The sequence below is a fragment of the Leuconostoc falkenbergense genome (assembly GCF_045801155.1).
Taxonomy (GTDB): domain Bacteria; phylum Bacillota; class Bacilli; order Lactobacillales; family Lactobacillaceae; genus Leuconostoc; species Leuconostoc falkenbergense.
The window spans coordinates 220,001-242,201 of record NZ_CP174386.1 but is presented as its reverse complement, the minus strand read 5'-3'; the positions used below and the strand labels follow the sequence as shown (position 1 = coordinate 242,201).

Genomic DNA, 22,201 nt, shown 5'->3' with positions numbered 1-22,201 from the left:
CAAATGATATCACGTTTTTATTATACAGTTATGAGATTACATGTCAATAAAATTATAATCATCCACCTTATTCATCCCCGAAAAATGTGCTATAATGCTGACAAGTATTAGAAAGGATAACAACATGTACGAACAATTACATCACACAGATGAAGAACTCAATCAAACCATCGCACAATCCGGTCGCCACATCTTATTCTTATCGGCCGACTGGTGTGGTGATTGCAAAGCAATTAAACCCTTTGTTCAAAATATCAAAGATACGGTTACAACTACTGCAGATTGGATTGATGCAGACCGTGATGATAACATTGACTTTGCTACGAGTCATAATATGCGAGGCATCCCATCTTTTGTTTTATTTGAAAATGGAAAAGAAATTTCTCGTGTCGGTCATGGTGAACGCTTAACGCCAAAACAAGTACTGGATTGGTATCAAAGTACAATATAAAAACCACTGTCTCGTTTTGAATTGAACCTGATAACTTGGACAATTTATTGTCACCAAGTTATCAGGTTCAATTAAGTTTGACAGTGGTTTTTACTTTTCTGTTTTAGTAATAAAGGACTGAACAATATCAGCAGGAATAGCAAATCCCATTCCTTCAACACTTGTACCATCAGTCGATGAAACAATTTTTGAGGAAGTAATGCCGATAACCTGTCCTTTCAGATTAATTAACGGTCCCCCAGAGTTACCAGGGTTAATAGCCGTATCAGTTTGAATTGCCGTCGTAGCAGATGAACCTGTTTCTTCTGCTGTCAGTTCTCGACGTGGTGCTGAGACGATGCCACTAGTTAATGAAGTAGCATAATCCGATCCTAAAGGTGACCCAATCGCTAATACTTGTTGCCCTGCTAGTAGTGATTTAGAATTACCAAATGATGCGGATACTTTGATGTCAGTCGCTTTGGCCTTTAACAACGCTAAATCTTTTGTTGTATCAGTGCCGACAATAGTTGCCTCAACTTTTTTCCCACTAGCCGTAATTAACTGCAATTTATCCGAATCAGCGACAACGTGATTGTTTGTAATAATGTAAGCATACCCATCAGCAATCTTATAAACAACACCAGATCCTTCAGAAGCTGTTTCAAGCTCTGAACTACTGCTTTGTTCTTCTTGATTAAAGAATGATGACCACCCATCACTCAGCGTTGCTGCTTTTTGCAAGTTTTGCACCGTAACAACAGCATTTTTCACCTTATTGTAAGCTGTCGTTGCCGTATCACTACTTGTGTAAGCGGTAGTCGCCACCGTTGTAGTTCCGGCTGAATTCGAAGTTTTTGACTGTTTAGTTGTTTGTTGAAACCATGAGTTTGATTGCATACCTGAATATACCGTCAAACTGGCGACTAATGCTGAAACGATTGCAACGACAAAAAGAGAATATTTTTTCATATTTTTTCCTCCATTTTGGTTCCCTGTCGCTCAAAAAATTGTCAGTGAACATATTTGTTACGTTTATCATATTTAATCAACATAAATTATAGATTAAAGTGGTAAAGCAATCCTAAAAATAGTACCTTGTGGGATATTATCCAACACTGTTATTTTACCACCATGAGCCTGCACAACCCATTCGGCAATGGATAAGCCTAAACCAGTGCCACCTGTTTCACGATTACCAGTTTTATCTTCACGATAAAAGCGATCGAAAACATGCTTCTTGGCTTCATCACTGATGCCACGACCTGTATCAGCAACACTTAATATGAATTTTTTCTTTTCGATACCGGCCGTGACAGCAACCGTTGCCCCTTCATCCGAATACTTTAATGCGTTATCAAGCAGCAATACCAACAATTGATGAATTCGTTTTTGATCAATCAAAACATCTTGACCGACATCAACATCCAAAGTGACCGTTTTACCATCAAACTGCGCCATTTCTTCGTAGGGTGCAATGATATTGCTGAGAAATTCCGACACATTCGTTGGCTTTTTCTCAATTTTCGTCATATTTGAACCTGATTTTGCCAATGTTAACATATTATTGGTTAATGATGTCAATCGACGAACTTCTGACAGTGACAAAATAATGGCATTTGATTGATCTCGCACAGTTGCCTCAGGCTTCATCAGCATGTTTTCCAGCTTACCTTGTATGACCGCCATTGGTGTCCGCAACTCATGTGCCGCATTATTGACAAAATCTTGTTGTTGCTGCCAAGATTTCAATATCGGTCGCATATTGAAACGTGAAATAATATAGGAAACCAACACTGCTAGTAAGCCAAACAATCCAAAGGACCAAAACAGAACTTTTTTGAAGTGAGCCAAATTAATCATCGTATCCGTCACATTTACCATGATTAAACCATTAGCGGCGGTTGTACCATAAATTTTCACCGCATTTTTTTTGAACTTAACACCAACCACACGATAATAGTTACCAGCGATTTTACGCGTCTCAGCTTTATCCACCATCAGTGATGATTTAAATTTAACAGTTTTTTGCAGAAATTTCGGCAAAACCATTTGCTGCGGGTCAGTGGTTGTATCATCAATAATCAACTTACCCTTTTTATCAAACAGCCATATATTAGCTCGTGTATTGGAATTTTCAATAGGTTGTGATTTTTTAACATCATTTTCAGATGTAGATAACAAACCTTGACCGTCGTACATATTGATACTCTGGTTAATTGCATTATCAGCACTTTGAAAAACCGTTCGTGTATACGATAGAAAAATAACACCGGCCAAAATTGAAAAGATAACAAAAAAGCTGGCGAGGAGCCAAATAAATCCGCGGACTTGCTGCTTTTTGTTAATAATACTAGGCATCGCTTACCTCTAAAATAAATCCAATATTTCGCAGCGTTTTAATTAAGTCATTTTGACCAACTGCCTCTAGTTTACGACGTAAATTATTCAAATAAATATTAACAACATTGATTGTGGTATCAGAGTCAATACCCCAAACGCGATCAAATATTTGATCACGCGTCACGATGATGTTTTTATTTTGGGCTAAATAAGTTAGTATATCAAATTCTTTACCAACCAATTTAACTTGTTGCCCATGAACCTGAACACCCCGATTTTCCAAATTAATTAGCACGTCACCAACTGTAATTGTATTATCTTCAGAGTAAACACCTGATCGACGCAACAAAGCTTTCACTCTGACTAGTAATTCCTCACGGTGGAAAGGCTTGGTCAAATAATCGTCAGCACCAACGTTAAACCCTTCTATCTTATCATCCAACGAACTTTTGGCTGTCAAAATAAGAACTGGTGTTTCAATGTTGTGGTGCCTTAGGTTTTTAATGACCTCAAGACCATTTTCACCAGGTAACATTAAATCAGAAATAATAAGATCGTACGGCACTTCTTGTGCCTCGAATTCACCATCCAATCCATCTGTAACCGCGTGAACATCAGCAAAATCCTGCAAAAAACCGACAACATTATCAGCCAAATTGACATCATCTTCAATTAATAATATTTTGATTGCTTTAGACATTTTCATATCTCCATTGTACCTGTTTTATGTCACCATTGTACGAATTCAAAGTTAAAAGGAAGTTAAATGACATAATATGTCATTTTACCATAATTCCAATATTTTCCGTTGTGTTCAAACTCCTATATAAGTGAATATACACCAAAAATAAGGTATTTATCGTTTTAAAAGCTGGACACAATCTGATAATGTGTCCATTTTAAATGAAAAAATAACTCATATAATATGATTAATGGTGTCTCAGGAGATAGAATACAATGTCGAAAAATGCAAGTCGTGAAGCAACTCAAGACAAAATTCTTGAAACTGTTATTGACATACTTCGCGAAGTCCCATTATCAAAAATCACAGTTGCCGAAATTTCTAGACGTGCCAACATCAATCGTAAAACATTTTACAAATACTTTGATACGCCTACGCAAGTTCTCCTTGTCCGGCTAGAAGATAAGATTTTATCTGAAATTTTGTATGATTTAACTCAGCAAACTTGTGATCCGGTTGGTCATACACTTGACGTCACTAATCATAAACAAACAAAAATTGTGCTCAACGTCTTAATTCGTTATCGTGAAGCAATCACTGCTGCCTATCAAAACGCGGGTGGCCTAGATTTTGAATTATTTGATGATTTCCTTGCACGTCTCCGTCGTGATTGGCTACCATTTAAAAATTGCCACACTACCGAACAAAAATTTGTTGCCAACATTCTAAGCCAAATGTTAATTAAACTAATGGTCGACTGGCTAACAGCAGACGTTCTTTTACCAGTACCGCAGCTTTTACACCGCGCTGATATTTTATTCAAAACGTCGATATCAGATTTAAATCAACCTCAAAACCGATAAAATCGGTTTTTTTATTTCAATCCAACACTAATTCTCAGAGCGTGGGCAACCTGTTGCATTTCCTTAGAGTTAGCCTGAATATGAGCGATTTTGTCTCGTAGTCGTCGTTTGTCAATTGTCCTAACTTGTTCCGCTAGTATGACTGAATCTTTTTTCATTCCACCCAAATGTGCAGGGAGTAAAACATGCGTCGGTAACTTTGGCTTAGTAATCTGTGATGTAATCGCCGCTATAATTGTTGTTGGTGAATTTGCATTACCAACATCATTTTGAATAATCAAAACCGGTCGAACACCCGATTGTTCAGATCCAAGTCCCTGTTTGAGATCGGCGTAAAAAACATCGCCTCGCATTACTGTTTGTTGCTCTATTGTCATAATATTCTCGCTTTAATATGTACACGCCATTTGGCGCTTTGTTTTATTAGTATTGTCTAGGCAATCTTAACCCTAACGTTGTTAAAATCTCATGTGGAATAGAATTTGCATAATTTGCAACATCTTCTACCGTAATTTGCTGATCACCATCTTGTCCAATCAATGTAACTACTGTACCGACAGGATACATTTTATCTAATGTTATCACAATTTGATCCATTGTGACACGTCCAATCACATGTTCAATATGCCCGTCAACTAATACTTTCATTCCTGACATGCGGCGTAAATAGCCATCGGCATAACCAATTGGTAGCGTAGCCACCCATTGTGGTTTTTCTGCTGTATATGTTGCGCCATAGCTTACAGATTCGCCAGTTTCTAAGCAGTGCACCGAACCGATTTTTGATTTTAGCGAGAGCACAGGTGACAACTTAAAAGGCATTGTCAATTCAGGTGTTCCGGGATTGTATCCGTATAACACTGATCCAACGCGAATTGTATTGGTATCAATTTCATTGTGATGCCAAATTGCTGAACCCGAATTAGCCAAGTGCCAATAGGTCTCGGGAATATTAGCAGCCTCTACCCAGTGATAAAAGTTTTTCACTTGCTTTTTGTAGTAAGCCACATTATTGTCGTCTGCGGTTGCAAAATGCGTGAATACCCCTGACAAAACGAGCTGTTCAGAAGATTGAATCATATCATAGAGCGATTTAACTGACGATGCAGAATGTGCACCCATTCTCCCCATACCAGTATCAACTGCTAGTTGAACAGGTAACTGTTGACCTTGCTTAATTTGCGTCATAGCTTCTTCTAACCAAGCAATCGTCCCGACAGCAGGCGCTAGTTGATATGCCACCATTATTGGTGTCTGCTTAACATCTTGAACGCCTAGTAATGTGATGGTTACATTTTCTTGTGGAAATTGTTCACGTAAGGTAACACCTTCCCCCACTGTTGCAACGGCGAAGTCTGTTACACCAATATCTAATAGTGCTTGTGCAACAGCGTGCACACCATGCCCGTATGCATTAGCTTTTACCACCGCTATTAAACGTTTTGCCCCCGCGTGATTCATCACTTTTTTCGCATTTTCTTGTATGGCCTTCAAATCAATCTCAAGCCATGTGGGCCTCAAATTTAAAATTTCATCATTTGTCATGATAGAACACCTCTTTTTGGCAATAATTTTGCACTTATTTTTTCCCAAATTGTCAAGCGCTCAATAATAACGATTGTGTTAACTTGATCACCACTATGCGTTATTGCAACATAAGTATGGTAGGGAAAATTTTTAACAATCATAACTGGCCGTCCATTAATCTCATTTAGGATTTCAATGTCTTGCCAATGGACTTTTTCACCAATACCATAACCAGTTGCTTTTGAAAAAGCCTCTTTAGCCGAAAACCTGCCTGCAATAAATTCAGCAAAATGTTTGCCATTTCGCTGTTTAGCCGCTTCTTGCTCTGCTGGCGTCAATATCGACAGCATGAAGTTTGATTGTCGGTCCACAATTTGTCTCACGCGACTAATTGATTCCGTATCGTTTCCAATTCCTATTATCATGTCTCTATTGTAGCAAAAGGTCAAGCAATGACAACATTAATTTGTCTCGCTTAACCTTTTGCGTTCCTGTTTTATTTAAAATTAGCCAAGTTATTAGTCGTTGGCATCAGATTTTGCCATTTTTTCGATAAATAATTATTGTTTATCTTGTATTTAGGTGCTTGATAGCCTTTGTCAAAGAAAGGTTTGAGTGCCTGATCGGTTGCAAGCCAACCACGCCAGCCCATATGAATGGTATCCTGCATGAAATATTTTTTTCCACCATCGTGTGAAAAGTCAGCAATGTGGTTAAAGCCTTGCGACTTTAATTGCTTTTTAACTTTGTTAACACTCTGATAGTACATTTTAGTATTTAATCCAGTATATTTTGACCATTTTTGATTCACAGGCTGAATAATGAACAAGACATCTGTGTGTTCTTTAGCGAACTCTTGCAAAACTGCTTGAAAATCACCATATTCTTCTGACTGACGGTAATCAAAATTTGTCTGAGATTGCGCTAAACGCTTCAATCTTGGCTTAACACGCTGTTTAAAGAAACTATTTTTAATACCAAATGGATTATTATCTGTTTGCTTTTTAGCAAGCTTATCCGCCTGTTTAATCAAAAGGCTTTGATTATCAGCATTTGGCAATCTTTTTAACGATGGCTTAACTTTTTTGTTCCAGTTATTGGTCAACGTTATATTAGAGAACAATTGATCTTCACGAACTAACATACGATTGCGAATTATCAACATATTCTGATCAGTTTCTGAAAGTGGTTGATTATTCTTAATTTTAGTGATCAGGTGGGCATAAAAATCACTATCGCTCACTTGCTTTTGTTGCAATAATCGCCGCGCAATAAACCGATCAGTGGGTGTTATTTTAGTAATATTACGCAACCAATTGACCGTTTGTAAAGGTGAGTAAAATTCCGGAAATGCCCATTTTGTATTGCGCTTAGTGAACCATTGCTGGGAGATCACAAAGACCGCCTGCTTTTTATGCAATGCCGGTGTCATTTCCTGCATCCCCAAATAATGCGTTAATGACTCTGTTCCTGCTTGCCCAAGTAAAAATGGTCGATAATTCCGGTCATATTTCTCTGCTAACATGCTGGGATGCATGGTATCTAGGCGCAATAATTCACTTGACCCAAAGAATGGCACATAATGTGTATTTGGATCATTAAATGCATGCATTTTGACAGTTTCACCCTTAAACACATTTTTCGAGAACGAAACTGATGCCTCTTGAATATCTTTATTTGAGATTTGACTTAATGAAAATGGTACTAATAACAGCACAGTAACCATGACAAATGCCAAAATTACCGGACCAAAAATCCACCACAGCCCCCGCTTTTTATTCATCGTATTAACCCATCAAAGATTCTACTTTAGCAATCACCTTATTAGGCGTGTTCCAATCATTACGATCAAATTCTGAAACTGGCGCTTGAATATCAAACTTAGTTTCCAAATCAAGTAACAATTCAACAGTTGCCATTGAGTCTAACAACCCGCTTTCAAAAAAATCATCATCCATTTGATCTGAAATATCTTCACCAATAATAGTGTTTAAAATTTCTACAACTTCTGCTTTTACATCCATGTTATTTCTCCTGTAAATTATTTTATGTTACTCAAGATTAATGGTGTTGATGGAACCACAAAGTGTCCAAGAAACCACTAAAGAGTAAGAAACTCAACATCACGACGTGGAACGTCAAAACAATGGCAAACGCTTCTGTAAACTTATTATGCGGCACATGGTGCTTTTTTTTGTAACGCAGCCATGCATCGTTGACTACTAGGCCTACCCCATGGAATAAACCATAGGCGATGTAATACCAAGTTAGTCCGTGCCAAAACCCCATTATCAACATATTGGCAATATAAGCAACATTGGAAGTCGTCACTCTGCTCTTAAACCATTTGTTCTTCATCATCATGAAGACTAGTCTCATGAAGACAAAATCACGGAACCAAAATGACAATGTCATATGCCAACGATTCCAAAATTCTTTCAAGTTTTTTGACAAGAATGGCAAATTAAAGTTCATCGGTACTTCAATGCCCATGACATAGCCAGTTGCAACTGCAAACAGTGAGTAACCAGCAAAGTCGAAGAACAAATCCAATCCATACGCATACATAACACCAATTAACCACCAAGACCATCCACCATTTGCATGAGCTGATAATATGGCCATATGTTTAAATTGTGGTAATAGCAACGTACCAAAAATGTAGGATAAAACAAACTTGTACAAAAATCCTAGGAAGAAAAAGTGAACTGCTTTGCTAAGCATGTCTAAGTATTTTTCTCGCGCAGGTACACTATTAATATCTTTCACAAAGCGACGATATCGGTCGATTGGTCCAGATGAGATTGTTGGCATGAAAAGCATGAAACGTAGGAATAGCCAAGGATTAAATTCCTTAATAGTCCCATCACGCGTTTCCATAATCATAGCAACCGATCGGAATGTTAGATATGAGATTCCCATAAACCCTAGCAACGTCGTAACATGTGTCCAATGTGCAGCAGGAGCAATTTTTACGAGTGCCAGTGGTACAATCGCCAAGACTGTTGTGCCATAAAATACCCAGCTATTGTTGGCTTTTTTACGATATATCGTGTAAGCCCAGACCAATAACCATTGCCAGATCATATAACCAATTAAAGCAAAACCTTCATGATATTTATGACCATCAAACATCAAAAAGATAAATACAACTGAAACTAGTACTTCATACCAAGCAAAACGCTTACCAAAGTACAAGCCGATGGCTAAAGGTAGTAATGCTAGTAACAAAATAATAAAATACTTTGGATCAGCATAAGGTTGTAAATTAAGCATCCCCATTCACCTCGGCAATCAATCCCTTTAAATCAATTTTACCGTTAGGTGTTAGCGGCATCGCCTCTCGATAGATAAAACGACTAGGTACCATGTAAGGCATCATGATTTCTTTCAATTCGTCTTTAATGGCAGTAGTTAATTGCATGGGCTTTTCAAATGAGTTGTCAACGGCAACAATGACAGCCAACAATTGTTTCACTTTTCCCTCGGCATCATAGCGCGGCACTGCAGCCGCTTGCGCAACAAAGTGACTTTGTTGCAACTGTTGTGCAACTTCTTCTAGTTCAATTCTGAAGCCGTGCAACTTTATTTGAAAGTCACTGCGACCACGATAATGCAATAATCCTGAGGCATCCATCGTTGCCAAATCGCCGGTTTTATAAGCCTGCTGACCATCAATTTGTGTGAAAGCTTGTGCTGTTTTTTCAGGATTATTAAGATATCCCTTTGAAACAGATGGCCCACAAATCACAATTTCACCAGTTTCACCGACTGGGACGTCTTGCCCATCGTGGTCTTGAATTTTAATTGTTGTATCAGCCTTAACGTAGCCAATTGGCATCTTATCATTTGCAGCAATAACCGCCTCAGTAATTGGCAAACCAGAAACCGCTACCGTCGCTTCTGTTGGACCATAGGTGTTATATACTGTTGCATTTGGAAAACGTGATAGTAACTTTTGAGCAGTTGTACTCGTCAGCACTTCACCACAGAAAAGAAAATGCGTCAACTGTGGTAAATTTTCTTGTGTAAAATTAGGATCCAACAAAGCGACATCAGCAAACGACGGCGTCGAAACCCAAATGTTGAGATCCAATGTTGGCAATGTTGCAAATAATGTTTTGAAATCATCTGCCGTTTCTTTTGACAGCGCTTTTAGTGTGCTGCTAGACAACAGTGCCGGCGCCCAATCCATAACCGATAAGTCAAATGAATAAGGTGGCTGTGACAAAACTTGGCTGTTTTCTGGCCAATGGAAGTCATCACCCAACATCCAATCTGCAAAACTAATTAAGTTACGATGTGAAATCTGAACACCTTTGGGTTTTCCCGTTGTACCTGATGTAAAGATGATATAGAAATTTTCGTCAGCCGCAACTGAATGTGTTATTTGATACGGTGTTTCTTCGTCAAAAATGTGGCTCAATTCTTTTGGATCAATAACTGGTACTGACGTAATCGTAATCGGTAACATATCGACTGCAATCACAAGTGCTGGTTTTCCAATCTCTAATATATCGGTTAGACGCTCATCCGCAGAACTCTTGTCAACTGGAATATAAGCATGTCCTGATTTGACACTGCCCAAAAAGCTAGCAAGCATCTCAAATTGTTGTCCACCATAAACCATAATTGGTGCCCCAGTTGGTAGATTAAGACTATCAATATAAGCAGCTAGACTATCTGACGCTGACTTCAGTTGAGCATATGTATGTGTGCGTCCTAATTCATCATACGCAATCAAGTCACCAGTCTTTTGCGCAATTGCATCAATTTGATTAATAACGTTATTAATCATGTTAAATTCCCCCATTTAAAACTCGTTATAGATAAAGTGTCCCTCACCAACACCTGAATAACCATAAAGGTATAATAATACCAGAATGATTATGAAATAAAAGAGCGTACGACCAATGAAATTAACTATTGGACGCTGAAAAAACTGTTTTATCATTCAAAATACCCCCATCTGAATGGATTAATGTATAATCGAAGTAACAAAAAAATACAGCCACAACGACATAATGGAATTAATTATAACACATATGTTTCAAAATGTTAATATTGTGTTTCAATACTGGAGCGACATGAGTAAAAAAATAATCAATATCACTGCCAAATTAGATAGATTCGTCCTCAAAAATAGGATGGTTAGTGCCGCTCTGCTGGCCATGCAACAGACACTTCCTCTACTAGCCATTTGTGTCTACGCACAGCTTATCTCGCAACTCATCTTGTCGCCAAATGCGTTATTCGTAACATTATTTAATTGGCGATTAAGAATACCTGCTACTTTCCAACTACAAGAAATGCTGTCACTATTAGAAGTATTTGTTCTCATGATTCTCGCAGCTACCTTTACTAAACAGTATTTGTCAATTCGTAAAGTGACAAATACTGTTTTACCCACTCTCACTAATTTTTTAGGCACTTATTTTTTATTTTTAGGTAAAGGTCAAACCCCAACCTATGATACTTCGCAATATTTGTTAGTCATATTGCTATCTTTCATCAGTTGTGAAAGTTTCTATTTTTATCAAAAATTCATCAGTCGTGATAATCCGCAACCTTTCGCTATCAGGTTTTTAATTTGGGCAGGCTTTGTTTTGTTAATTGATGTATCATTACATTTTGCTATTCAACGTAGCGTTGTTCGGTCCGCGTTGAGTACATTGTTGTCTAATAATTTTTTTACAACCTTTATTGGTCTTGTGATCGTTAGTATTGTAGCACCACTACTATGGTGGCTAGGAATTGGGTTACCGCATGAATTAATTAATAATCCTAGTACCATTAATGCTGTCATTAAAAATTTGGATACAATCTTAACAAACACAAATGCTACACTGCCTTATCCAACTAACCTTTATAGTGTTTATACAGCATTTTCGTTATTTGGTGGTGTTGGCAGTACATTAGCGATTAGCTTTATTCTGTTATTTTCCGTCCGTAAAAAGCGGCAGCACTTGGGTATGTTGTCGCTTCTTCCTAGCTTATTTAACAGTAATCAACTCCTATACTTTGGTTTACCGATATTTTTAAGGCCACTACTGCTGGTTCCAATGATTATGACAAGTTTACTTGGCACATTGATAGGTTATACAGCCATTGTGACACATCTCATTAAGCCAGCGAGACTTTCAACGCCAAACACGACGCCAAGTTCACTTATTGGTTTCTTGGGTAGCAACGACAGCTGGTCCTTGCTTATCACCACTATCATTTTTGCACTGTCCGTAATCATTTACAGACCATTCATTGCCATAGAAACGTCCGAGGTCAGCTATGAGAAATAAACTAATTATCATATCGAGTCTTGTACTCATGGTTATCATTGGTTTTTTTGGACACGATTGGGTAACCCATACGAATAATAATCAAGCTAAAATTCAAAACTCACGAATGGCACCAATTATTTTTATTCCCGGATCTAGTGCCACAATTAATCGTTTTGATAATTTACTGAATAAATTAAATACTCCTAAATCAACACACAGTATTTTAAAGGTGCAAGTCAACACCGATGGGAAATTAGTTTATTCAGGCCATATTAGAGCTAATGATGAACAGCCATTTATCGTCATCGGTTTTCAAAACAATCAAGATGGCTATGATAACATCAAAAAACAATATCGCTGGTTAAATACGGCGATGGCAGATTTGCAAGAACGTTATCATTTTAGGAACTTTCAAGCAATTGGTCATTCAAACGGTGGCTTGATTTGGACTGGATTTTTGGAAAACTATTATAGCTCTGACAGTTTTAACATGACAACGCTCATGACGTTAGGCACGCCTTATAATTTTTCTGAAGTGACACTCGCTCGTCGAACGGTAATGTTGACTGACTACATTAACAAAAGTAAAAAACTCCCCAAAGGATTGTCGGTTTATTCAATCGCCGGAACAGAAGACTACACGGATGATGGTATTGTTCCGGTGCAAAGTGTCATCGCTGGGAAATATATCTTTCAAAAACATGTTAAAGCTTATACTCAAATCACTGTTTCTGGTAGTGATGCCCAGCATTCCAGCTTACCAGAAAATACTGAGGTCGCTTCACTAATTCAAGAGTATTTGTTAGCTAACACAGACACTACTGGTCGCCCAACACCTTAAAAATTATGATATCAAAAAAATCCTTGTATAGGTTGATTAAGCAACCTATACAAGGATTTTTTCGTTATTTTACACCAGCTTCTATCATCTTTTTGAGACGATATTGCATTTGCTCAAAGCATCGTTTATCATGCTTATCAATATCATATTTCAAAGCGCCTATCATTTGTAAGACTGCACGTTTGAATGAAGTTGATTTTGCTAAACTTAATTGGCTAATAGACTCTCGTAAACCAACAATAACTTCTGGGTTATACGTATTTGTAGCAATATCTATGGGTTTTTCATCATCATCGACCCAAATCATTTGTTGACAAAACTGTGCTTTTTCGGTGTTATGATGTCGTAACAAATCAATGGCGCGATTTGAAAGCGCGGTAATAAAGTAAGTCGAAAATTTTGCGCGTGGGCAGCTTACTTCGTATTTTTTCACGCAACGCATTAATATTTCTAATCACTCAGAATACCAATCGTCTTTTTTAATATGCCCACTTATTTTTCGCTTATGAACGCTAAAAATAGCAGGTCTTAAATGTTTTATTAGCACATTGTACGCACAATCATGTCCTTTTTGCGCTGCAATCACTGTGGCTAACAACCTATCTTTCGTCAATATCATGCTCCCGTATGTCAGCATACATGAACAGAATATCAGATGATTATTATCGTATTATTCTGTTTATTTGGTATGCGTATTATAACGGATGACGTGAATTATATCCTTGATATATCAATAAACTAGCTGCAACACTGGCATTCAGGCTTTGAACATGACCAATCATTGGAATTGTCAACATGCCATCGACCTTTTTCTTCAAAAGCGGTGATATGCCTTTCCCCTCGTTACCAATGATTAAAGCAGTAGCACCTTTGGCGTCCCAATGACGATAATCTTCACCAGACATGTCAGTGCCAAATATCCAGACCCCACGCTTTTTAAGTGATTCGACGACTGTTGCCAAATTAGTCACACGAGCAACTGGCACGTGTTCAATAGCACCCGTGGATGTTTTGGCCACTGTCGCGGTCAATTGAACCGCGCGACGTTTAGGAATGATAATACCGTGAACACCAGCAGCGTCGGCGGTTCTTAAAATCGATCCCAAATTATGCGGATCCTCAATGCCATCTAAAATCAAGAAGAATGGCGCCTCATTTTTTTGATTAGCTTGATCAAATAAATCATCAACTGAAGCATACTCAAAAGCAGCAACACTGAGCACAACACCTTGATGGTTCCCCCCATCAGTTAATTCATCTAACTTTGACTTAGGTGCTTGCTGTACGACCAATCCCCTTTTTTTGGCAAGTTGCAACACTTCATTGCGAATTTTATCTTGCAATCCAGTCTGCACCCAAACCTTGTTGATTTCTTGTTTGCTTTTTAGTGCTTCAACACTGGCATGATGACCATAAATAAATTCACCTGCTTCATCACGTTTCATTTTGTTATTCTCCCAGTCTCAATTTCGTCAAAAATCCAAGCCATTAACGTTTGCAGTCGTTCTTGACTATTAGACAAATATAAATAGCCAAATAATGCTTCAATACCCGTCGAAATTCGATACGTGACAACATCAGTATTTTTAGCTTTCGTGTGTGATTTAGCGTTTCGGCCACGTTTGAAGTAGACTAACTCGTCCTCGGAAAGGATTTGTTCGTCTGACATTCGTTGAAAAATTGCAGCGTGAGCTTTTGCCGACACATAGTGCTTACTTCTTTTTTGGAGGTCATTTACCTTTGTCAAACCCATAGCTAACAAATGCTGTCGCACTTCTAATTCATAAATTGCATCACCAATATAAGCCAATGCCAATCCATTCATTTGTTCGTAGTTTAAATTATGCATAATTTAATTATACGCAATTTATGATAGATTGTGTATAACTTTTCCAACATTGTTCTGCAGAACATTAATTAGTTTACCTCAAAAAGCATAAAACACATACCTATTTGGCATAATCGGCATCATTTTTGGCATAACGTGCAAATATACCTGTATATTTTTTCCTTTGAATCAAAAAAACCACTCATTAGAGAAATGAGTGGCTTTTATCAATATCATAATTTAATCTTCAAATGCCTTAGCGACATCATCTAATTTTGGAATGTCGGGTGTATCTTCAGTTTCAAGTTCAGGTTGTGCGATAACATCACCAACAACCTTACTCTTAATCTTACGATATTCCGCCATACCCGTTCCGGCAGGAATAATCTTTCCAATAATAACGTTTTCTTTCAAACCAACTAGTGGATCATTTTTGCCACGAATAGCAGCATCAGTCAAGACACGTGTTGTTTCTTGGAATGACGCAGCTGACAAGAAGGAATTTGTTTCCAGAGCAGCCTTCGTAATACCAAGCAACACTGGACGAGCCGTAGCTGGCACAAGACCTTCAAACAATGCTGGTTCATTAGCACGCTGGAAATCAGCAATATCCATCAATGTACCTGGCAATAAGTCTGTTTCACCCGGATCCATCACACGTACTTTACGCAACATTTGACGAATCATAACTTCAATATGCTTATCAGAAACTTCAATACCTTGTAAACGATAAACTTTTTGAATTTCTGTCAGCATGTATGACTCTGTCGTCAATGTGTCTGTAACAGCTAGTAATTCTTTAGGATCAATTGGTCCTTCGTTGATAGCATCACCACGTTGGATGTCATCACCTTCTGCAAAACGCATGCGCGCAGTGAGTGGTAAGGTGTACGTACGCGTATCTGTTTCACCTTCAATAGTGACAGCCTTCGTACGCTCTGCTGGATTTTCTTCAATTGCAGTCACAACACCAGTCACTTCAGAAATTTCTGCACGTCCCTTAGGAATACGTGCTTCAACAATTTCTTGGACACGAGGCAAACCTTGCGTAATATCATTACCACCGGCAACACCACCAGTGTGGAAGTTACGCATTGTCAATTGCGTACCTGGTTCACCAATTGATTGCGCAGCAACGGTTCCCACAGCTTCACCAACTTCAACTTCTTCACCAGATGCTAAGTTACGACCATAGTCGAGTACTGAAACACCGTGTTCTGTTGTTGACGTAAAGACAGAACGAATTGTCACTTCTTCGATACCGGCATTGACAATCGCTTTGGCAACATCTTCATCAATCATTTCGTTACGAGAAACAATCTTTTCACCAGTTTCTGGATCAAACACTGACTTCATCGCATAACGTCCCAAAATACGGTCGTAAAGTGGTTCAACAACTGACGTGCCATCCATAATTGCTTTAACTGCAACACCACGATCAGAATCATTATCGAATTCACGAACAATAACATCTTGCGCAACATCGACTAGTCGACGCGTCAAGTAACCTGAGTTGGCTGTCTTCAAGGCTGTATCTGACATTCCCTTACGGGCACCGTGAGTCGAAATAAACATTTCCATCACTGTCAAACCTTCTCGGAAGTTGGCTGTAACTGGCAATTCAATAATTTTACCACCAGGTCCAGCCATCAGGCCACGCATACCAGCTAATTGAACGAAGTTTGAAATGTTACCACGAGCACCTGAGTCCTGCATCATGAAAATTGGATTAGTTGGTTCAAATGACTCAATCAACTTATCTTGAATGATGTCTTTAGCCTTTGTCCAAATTTCAGTAACTCGTTGGTAGCGCTCAGCATCGGTAATCAAGCCTCGACGGAATTGCTTCGTTACAGTAGCAACTTGATTATGCGCATCTTCAAGAATAGCAGGCTTTTCTTTCAAGTCTGTCACATCAGTCATGGCAACTGTCAAACCAGATTCTGTTGATTTTTCATAACCCAAGTCTTTCATACGGTCCAACAATAGTGACGTCTCAGTCACCTTGTAGCGCTTGTAGACTTCAGCAATAATGTCTGACAAGAATCCCTTCTTGAAAGCACCAATTATTGGTGTATCAGCTAAATGATCGTGAATGTCTTCCCCAGCATCAATAAAGAAACGATCATCAACGCCCTTAAAGTTATCCTCAGATGGTTCGTTAATATAAGGAAAATCAGTCGGCAAAATCTCATTAAAAATTAGTTTTCCAACAGATGTCACCATAATTTTAGAACGTTGTTTATCTGAAAATGGCTTTTCAATTGGGAATGATGAAGTTTGGATACCAACCCGAGTGTGATAATGAACCACTTTACTTGCAAAAGCAATTCGTGCTTCATCAACACTTGAGAAAATCATGCCTTCGCCTTCACGACCAGCTTCCTCAGTGGTTAGATAATAGTTACCAATAACCATGTCCTGTGATGGTGCAACAATTGGCTTCCCATCTTTTGGCGCCAAAATGTGTCCAGCAGCAAGCATTAACAAACGTGCTTCGGCTTGTGCTTCATCAGACAATGGGACGTGAATCGCCATCTGATCGCCATCAAAGTCGGCATTATAGGCTTCAGTAACCAACGGATGCAAACGCATCGCTTTACCTGAAACTAACACTGGCTCAAAAGCTTGGATTCCAAGACGGTGTAACGTAGGTGCGCGGTTTAACAAAACAGGATGTTCTTTAATAACATCTTCCAAAACATCCATCACATCGCCATCAGCTTTATCAATCTTACGCTTAGCAGATTTGACGTTACCAGCCAACTTACGTGTTGTTAATTCTTTCATGATAAATGGACGGAACAACTCGATTGCCATTGGTACGGGCAATCCCATTTGGTTCATTTTCAAGAAAGGTCCAACATCAATAACTGAACGACCAGAATAATCGACACGCTTACCAAGCAAGTTTTGACGGAAACGACCTTGCTTACCTTTTAGCATGTGTGAAAGTGATTTCAATGGACGGTTACCAGGACCAGCCACTGGACGACCACGACGACCATTATCAATCAAGGCATCGACAGCTTCTTGCAACATACGCTTTTCGTTTTGAACAATAATACCCGGGGCATTTAAGTCCAACAAACGCTTTAAACGATTGTTACGATTAATCACACGACGATACAAATCATTCAAATCGGAAGTCGCAAAACGACCACCTTCCAATTGAACCATTGGACGCAAGTCTGGTGGGATAACGGGCACAACGTCCATTACCATCCATTCAGGCTTATTGTCAGATTGTAAGAACGCTTCAACAATGTCCAAACGACGTACAGCACGCACGCGTTTTTGACCAGTAGCTTCTTGCAATTCACGCTTCAACTCATCGGCTTCGCCAGCTAAATCAACATTAGCCAACAATTCTTTAATTGCTTCCGCACCCATACCAGCTTTAAAACCGGCACCATATTCTTTTTTCAATTGACGGTATTCACGTTCCGTCACCATTTGCTTCTTCTCAACTGGTGCATCACCAGGTTCAATGACAACGTATGACGCAAAGTAGATAATTTCTTCAAGTGAACGAGGTGACATGTCTAAGACAAGCCCCATTCGTGAAGGAATACCCTTGAAATACCAAATATGTGTAACAGGTGCAGCCAATTCGATGTGGCCCATACGTTCGCGACGTACTTTTGATGATGTTACTTCAACACCACAACGGTCACAGACGATACCTTTATATCGGATTCGCTTGTATTTACCACAGGCACATTCATAATCTTTTGTAGGTCCGAAAATGCGTTCATCGAACAAACCGTCTTTTTCAGGCTTTAGTGTTCGATAATTAATCGTTTCTGGCTTCTTTACTTCACCATAAGACCATGAACGAATCTTATCTGGTGATGCCAAACCGATTTGCATACTTTCGAACTTGTTAACATCGATTGCCATCTATTTGCTGTTACCTTTCTTAATTATTGCCGTCTGATGCAGCTGTATCTTGTGCTTCAACCTTAGAAAAGGCTGCTGCAACTTCTTCGTCTTCTTTATTTAACAAATCTGGATTTGTACGAGCCAATTTTTCAAGTGCATCAACCGGCAAAATTGAATCATCTTCATCCATTTGACGCAATTCTACTTCATCGCCTGATCCATCTAAGACCTGCATGTCTAGACCAAGTGCTTGCAATTCTTTTACCAAGACACGGAATGATTCTGGCACACCAGGGCGTGGAATTGGTTCACCCTTGATGATTGACTCATAAACTTTAACACGTCCAGCAACATCATCCGACTTATATGTCAAGATTTCTTGCAAGGTATAGGCAGCACCATAAGCTTCCAATGCCCAAACTTCCATTTCACCGAAACGCTGTCCACCAAATTGCGCTTTACCACCCAAAGGCTGTTGCGTAACAAGTGAGTATGGTCCAATAGAACGCGCGTGGATCTTATCGTCGACCATGTGGGCTAACTTCATATAGTGCATGACACCAACACCGACACGTTTGTCAAATGCTTCACCCGTACGGCCATCATAAACAACTGATTTACCATCTTGTGGCAAGCCGGCTTCACGTAATGCGGCTTCAATTTCATCATCGCTAGCACCATCAAAGACAGGTGATGCAACGTGAATACCAAGTTGTTTTGCAGCAAATCCTAAGTGGAGTTCCAAAACTTGTCCAATGTTCATACGTGAAGGCACACCCATTGGTGAAAGCAAAATATCAATTGGTGTTCCATCTGGCATGTACGGCATGTCTTCCTCAGGAACAACCACAGAAACAGTTCCCTTGTTTCCATGACGACCAGCCATTTTATCACCAACTTGAATCTTACGCTTCTGAGCAATATAGACACGTACCATCATATTAACGCCTGGTGCTAATTCATCACCATTCTCTGGTGTATAAATACGTACGTTTTGAACAACACCACCGCCACCGTGAGGGACACGTAATGACGTATCACGCACTTCACGTGCTTTTTCACCGAAGATAGCATGAAGCAAGCGTTCTTCAGCAGATAATTCTGTCACACCCTTTGGTGTCACTTTACCAACCAAAATATCACCATCATGAACTTCAGCGCCGACACGAATAATACCATCAGCATCCAAATCCTTCAACTGATCTTCACCCGTATTAGGAATTTCGCGTGTCATTTCTTCCGGTCCAAGTTTTGTGTCACGCGCTTCTGAGTCATATTCTTCAATATGAATTGATGTATAAACATCTTCACGAACCAAACGTTCGTTCAAAACGATAGCATCTTCGAAGTTATAACCTTGCCAAGTCATGAAAGCAATCAGTGGATTTTGACCCAAGGCTAATTCACCTTGTTCCATAGAAGGACCATCAGCCAAAACTTCATCTGCTTCAACGTGCTCACCAGCATGAACAATTGGCTTTTGGTTATAGTTTTTACCACCATTTGAACGACGGAACTTCATCAATTCGTACGTATCAAGTTGTCCATCTTCACGACGAACACGAATTTGGCGTCCATCAACGTATTCAACCTCACCTGCTGCACGTGAAATCATAGCAACACCGGAATCGTGTGCCGCCTTATATTCGATACCTGTACCAACAAGTGGTGCATGTGGATCAAGCAATGGCACGGCTTGACGTTGCATGTTGGCACCCATTAAGGCACGGTTAGAATCATCATTTTCCAAGAATGGAATCGCAGCTGTTCCAACGGAAACAACTTGTTTAGGCGAAACGTCCATGTAGTCAATGCGATCAATTGGCGTTTCAATGTTTTCTTCACCAAAACGCGCCATAACAGTATTATGCACAAAGCTACCATCTTCATTCAGTGGTGAGTTGGCTTGTGCAACAATATAATTATCTTCTTCATCGGCCGTCAAATAGTCAATTTTGTCGGTAACTTTGTGGGTTGTCCAATCAACACGACGGTATGGTGTTTCAACAAAACCATACTTGTTAATACGACCATAAGTAGCCAATGAGTTAATCAAACCAATGTTGGGACCTTCAGGTGTTTCAATTGGGTCAATTCGGCCATAGTGCGTGTAATGAACATCTCGCACTTCAACACCGGCACGATCACGTGTCAAACCACCTGGTCCAAGAGCTGACAAACGACGCTTATGGTTCATTTCACCTAATGGGTTAGTTTGATCCATAAACTGTGACAACTGGGAAGAACCAAAGAATTCCTTAACAGCAGCAACAACAGGACGAATATTAATTAATTGTTGTGGCGTCACTGTGTTAGCGTCTTGTATTGACATGCGTTCGCGAACAACACGTTCCATACGTGTCAAACCAATACGGAATTGGTTTTGTAGCAATTCCCCAACTGATCGAATACGACGGTTTCCAAGATGGTCAATATCATCGACCGATCCAACGCCTTCTTGTAAATTCAAGAAGTAGTTCATACCAGCCAAAATGTCGGCTGGGCGAACTGTCCGGTCGTGTTCGTCAATATGACCATTTCCAATCAATAATAGCGTCTTGTCAGGATTTTCAGGCGCTTCAATTTTGATTTTTTGTAATGTTACAGGTTCTTCAAGAACCGCATCACCTGAAGGTGTATAAGTTGTTGTCTTGAAATCATCACGATCCAAAAATGGTGATAATTTAGACATTACAGACTTGTCAACTAATGTTCCTTTTTCGGCAATAATTTCACCTGAATCAGGATCAGCCAATGTTTCTGCTAATGTTTGGTTTAGTAAACGTGTCTTCAGAGACAACTTTTTGTTGATTTTGTATCGTCCAACAGAGGCTAAGTCATAACGTTTTGGATCAAAGAAACGCGCAACCAACAATGCACGTGATGAATCAGCTGTTTTAGGTTCACCTGGACGCAAACGTTCATAGATGTCTTTCAAAGATTCCTCAACACGTGAATCAGACATATCTTTGTGAACATCCTTTTCCAAAGTCATGTTCAAAGCGTCATACTGGTCTGAAAAAATATCAATAATATCAGAATCTGATCCAAATCCCAACGCACGAACTAACTCGGTCATGAGTAACTTACGTGTACGATCAATACGAACGTTTGCAATACCTTTTGCATCAGTTTCGTATTCTAACCATGCGCCACGGTTAGGAATAACAGTTGTACCGTAATGTGGACGACCGTTTTTATCTGTTTCTTGATTGTAATAGATGCCTGGTGAACGTACCAATTGAGAAACAATAACACGTTCAGCACCATTGATAATGAACGTACCTTGTTCTGTCATCAATGGAAAATCACCAAAGAAAACATCTTGAGACTTGATTTCACCAGTTTCGTGGTTAGTCAAACGCAAAGTTACGTGTAATGGTGCTGAGTAGTTAGCATCATGTTCACGCGCTTCATCAATGTTATATTTGGGTTCCATCAACTGGTAATCAACATATTCCAATGACAATGTTCCTTGGAAATCATCAATTGGCATGATGTCTCCAAACATTTCTTTGATACCA

19 protein-coding genes and 1 pseudogene (1 of these 20 only partly in view) are annotated in these 22,201 nt (G+C 39.2%); 4 read left to right on the top strand and 16 right to left on the bottom strand.

Annotation, left to right across the window (positions count from 1 at the left end; translation table 11 throughout):
* Positions 1-124: 124 nt before the first annotated feature.
* Positions 125-451: a thioredoxin family protein gene (locus tag ACI3ES_RS01205; protein WP_004909917.1), complete on the top strand. Its 327-nt coding sequence runs from the start codon at positions 125-127 to the stop codon at positions 449-451.
* A gap of 90 nt (positions 452-541) precedes the next feature.
* Here the strand turns inward: ACI3ES_RS01205 and ACI3ES_RS01200 are convergent, their stop codons facing one another.
* From ACI3ES_RS01200 to ACI3ES_RS01190, 3 genes are all read right to left on the bottom strand, one after another.
* Positions 542-1,402, bottom strand: a complete 861-nt coding sequence (locus ACI3ES_RS01200; protein ID WP_004909918.1) for a S1C family serine protease — start codon at positions 1,400-1,402, stop codon at positions 542-544.
* A gap of 93 nt (positions 1,403-1,495) precedes the next feature.
* Positions 1,496-2,791 (bottom strand): cell wall metabolism sensor histidine kinase WalK, encoded by a 1,296-nt coding sequence (locus ACI3ES_RS01195; RefSeq protein ID WP_080519490.1) that lies wholly within the window; start codon positions 2,789-2,791, stop codon positions 1,496-1,498.
* Positions 2,784-3,473: a response regulator transcription factor gene (locus tag ACI3ES_RS01190; RefSeq protein WP_004909924.1), complete on the bottom strand. Its 690-nt coding sequence runs from the start codon at positions 3,471-3,473 to the stop codon at positions 2,784-2,786. Before ACI3ES_RS01190 ends, ACI3ES_RS01195 begins: the two co-directional genes overlap by 8 nt.
* A 257-nt stretch (positions 3,474-3,730) precedes the next feature.
* Between ACI3ES_RS01190 and ACI3ES_RS01185 the strand changes: the two genes are divergently transcribed.
* Positions 3,731-4,318, top strand: a complete 588-nt coding sequence (locus tag ACI3ES_RS01185) for a TetR/AcrR family transcriptional regulator (protein WP_114667627.1) — start codon at positions 3,731-3,733, stop codon at positions 4,316-4,318.
* Positions 4,319-4,329: 11 nt separating this feature from the next.
* On the opposite strand, the gene ACI3ES_RS01180 is transcribed toward ACI3ES_RS01185, so the two are convergent.
* From ACI3ES_RS01180 to ACI3ES_RS01145, 8 genes are all read right to left on the bottom strand, one after another.
* Positions 4,330-4,695 (bottom strand): type II toxin-antitoxin system PemK/MazF family toxin, encoded by a 366-nt coding sequence (locus ACI3ES_RS01180; RefSeq protein WP_004909928.1) that lies wholly within the window; start codon positions 4,693-4,695, stop codon positions 4,330-4,332.
* A gap of 46 nt (positions 4,696-4,741) precedes the next feature.
* The gene (gene alr / locus ACI3ES_RS01175; RefSeq protein WP_114667628.1) at positions 4,742-5,863 is read right to left on the bottom strand and encodes an alanine racemase; all 1,122 of its coding nucleotides are present in this window, start codon (positions 5,861-5,863) and stop codon (positions 4,742-4,744) included.
* A complete protein-coding gene (gene acpS, locus ACI3ES_RS01170; RefSeq protein ID WP_114667629.1) occupies positions 5,860-6,270 on the bottom strand; it encodes a holo-ACP synthase in 411 nt (136 codons plus the stop codon). The genes alr and acpS overlap by 4 nt, the downstream gene beginning before the upstream one ends.
* A 71-nt stretch (positions 6,271-6,341) precedes the next feature.
* Complete coding sequence (gene dltD, locus ACI3ES_RS01165; RefSeq protein ID WP_004909937.1) at positions 6,342-7,628, bottom strand: D-alanyl-lipoteichoic acid biosynthesis protein DltD; 1,287 nt, start codon at positions 7,626-7,628, stop codon at positions 6,342-6,344.
* Positions 7,629-7,632: 4 nt separating this feature from the next.
* The gene (dltC, locus tag ACI3ES_RS01160) at positions 7,633-7,869 is read right to left on the bottom strand and encodes a D-alanine--poly(phosphoribitol) ligase subunit DltC (RefSeq protein WP_004909939.1); all 237 of its coding nucleotides are present in this window, start codon (positions 7,867-7,869) and stop codon (positions 7,633-7,635) included.
* A 37-nt stretch (positions 7,870-7,906) separates the two neighbouring features.
* On the bottom strand, positions 7,907-9,121 hold the full coding sequence (gene dltB / locus ACI3ES_RS01155; protein ID WP_114667630.1) for a D-alanyl-lipoteichoic acid biosynthesis protein DltB: 1,215 nt from the start codon (positions 9,119-9,121) through the stop codon (positions 7,907-7,909).
* Complete coding sequence (gene dltA, locus ACI3ES_RS01150) at positions 9,114-10,643, bottom strand: D-alanine--poly(phosphoribitol) ligase subunit DltA (protein WP_114667637.1); 1,530 nt, start codon at positions 10,641-10,643, stop codon at positions 9,114-9,116. The genes dltB and dltA overlap by 8 nt, the downstream gene beginning before the upstream one ends.
* Before the next feature lie 15 nt (positions 10,644-10,658).
* Positions 10,659-10,799 (bottom strand): teichoic acid D-Ala incorporation-associated protein DltX, encoded by a 141-nt coding sequence (locus ACI3ES_RS01145; protein ID WP_031940993.1) that lies wholly within the window; start codon positions 10,797-10,799, stop codon positions 10,659-10,661.
* 133 nt (positions 10,800-10,932) lie between these two features.
* On the opposite strand from ACI3ES_RS01145, the gene ACI3ES_RS01140 reads away from it, so the two are divergent.
* Positions 10,933-12,141, top strand: a complete 1,209-nt coding sequence (locus ACI3ES_RS01140) for a PTS transporter subunit EIIC (RefSeq protein ID WP_114667631.1) — start codon at positions 10,933-10,935, stop codon at positions 12,139-12,141.
* Entirely contained in the window at positions 12,131-12,964 is an 834-nt protein-coding gene (locus tag ACI3ES_RS01135) for an alpha/beta hydrolase (RefSeq protein ID WP_114667632.1), read from the top strand. The genes ACI3ES_RS01140 and ACI3ES_RS01135 overlap by 11 nt, the downstream gene beginning before the upstream one ends.
* 64 nt (positions 12,965-13,028) lie before the next feature.
* Here ACI3ES_RS01135 and ACI3ES_RS01130 read toward each other — a convergent pair.
* From ACI3ES_RS01130 to ACI3ES_RS01110, 5 genes and pseudogenes are all read right to left on the bottom strand, one after another.
* Positions 13,029-13,577, bottom strand: a pseudogene (locus tag ACI3ES_RS01130) (sigma-70 family RNA polymerase sigma factor).
* An 82-nt stretch (positions 13,578-13,659) separates the two neighbouring features.
* The gene (rlmB, locus tag ACI3ES_RS01125; protein ID WP_114667633.1) at positions 13,660-14,409 is read right to left on the bottom strand and encodes a 23S rRNA (guanosine(2251)-2'-O)-methyltransferase RlmB; all 750 of its coding nucleotides are present in this window, start codon (positions 14,407-14,409) and stop codon (positions 13,660-13,662) included.
* Positions 14,406-14,813, bottom strand: coding sequence for a Mini-ribonuclease 3 (locus ACI3ES_RS01120; RefSeq protein WP_114667634.1), 408 nt, complete (start codon positions 14,811-14,813; stop codon positions 14,406-14,408). Before ACI3ES_RS01120 ends, rlmB begins: the two co-directional genes overlap by 4 nt.
* A 219-nt stretch (positions 14,814-15,032) precedes the next feature.
* Complete coding sequence (rpoC, locus tag ACI3ES_RS01115; protein WP_142511419.1) at positions 15,033-18,695, bottom strand: DNA-directed RNA polymerase subunit beta'; 3,663 nt, start codon at positions 18,693-18,695, stop codon at positions 15,033-15,035.
* 19 nt (positions 18,696-18,714) lie between these two features.
* Positions 18,715-22,201 carry the 3' portion of a DNA-directed RNA polymerase subunit beta gene (locus tag ACI3ES_RS01110; RefSeq protein ID WP_114667636.1) on the bottom strand. The gene runs 128 nt beyond the window's last position, so only the last 3,487 of its 3,615 coding nucleotides appear in the window; its start codon lies off the right edge, out of view; it ends in the stop codon at positions 18,715-18,717.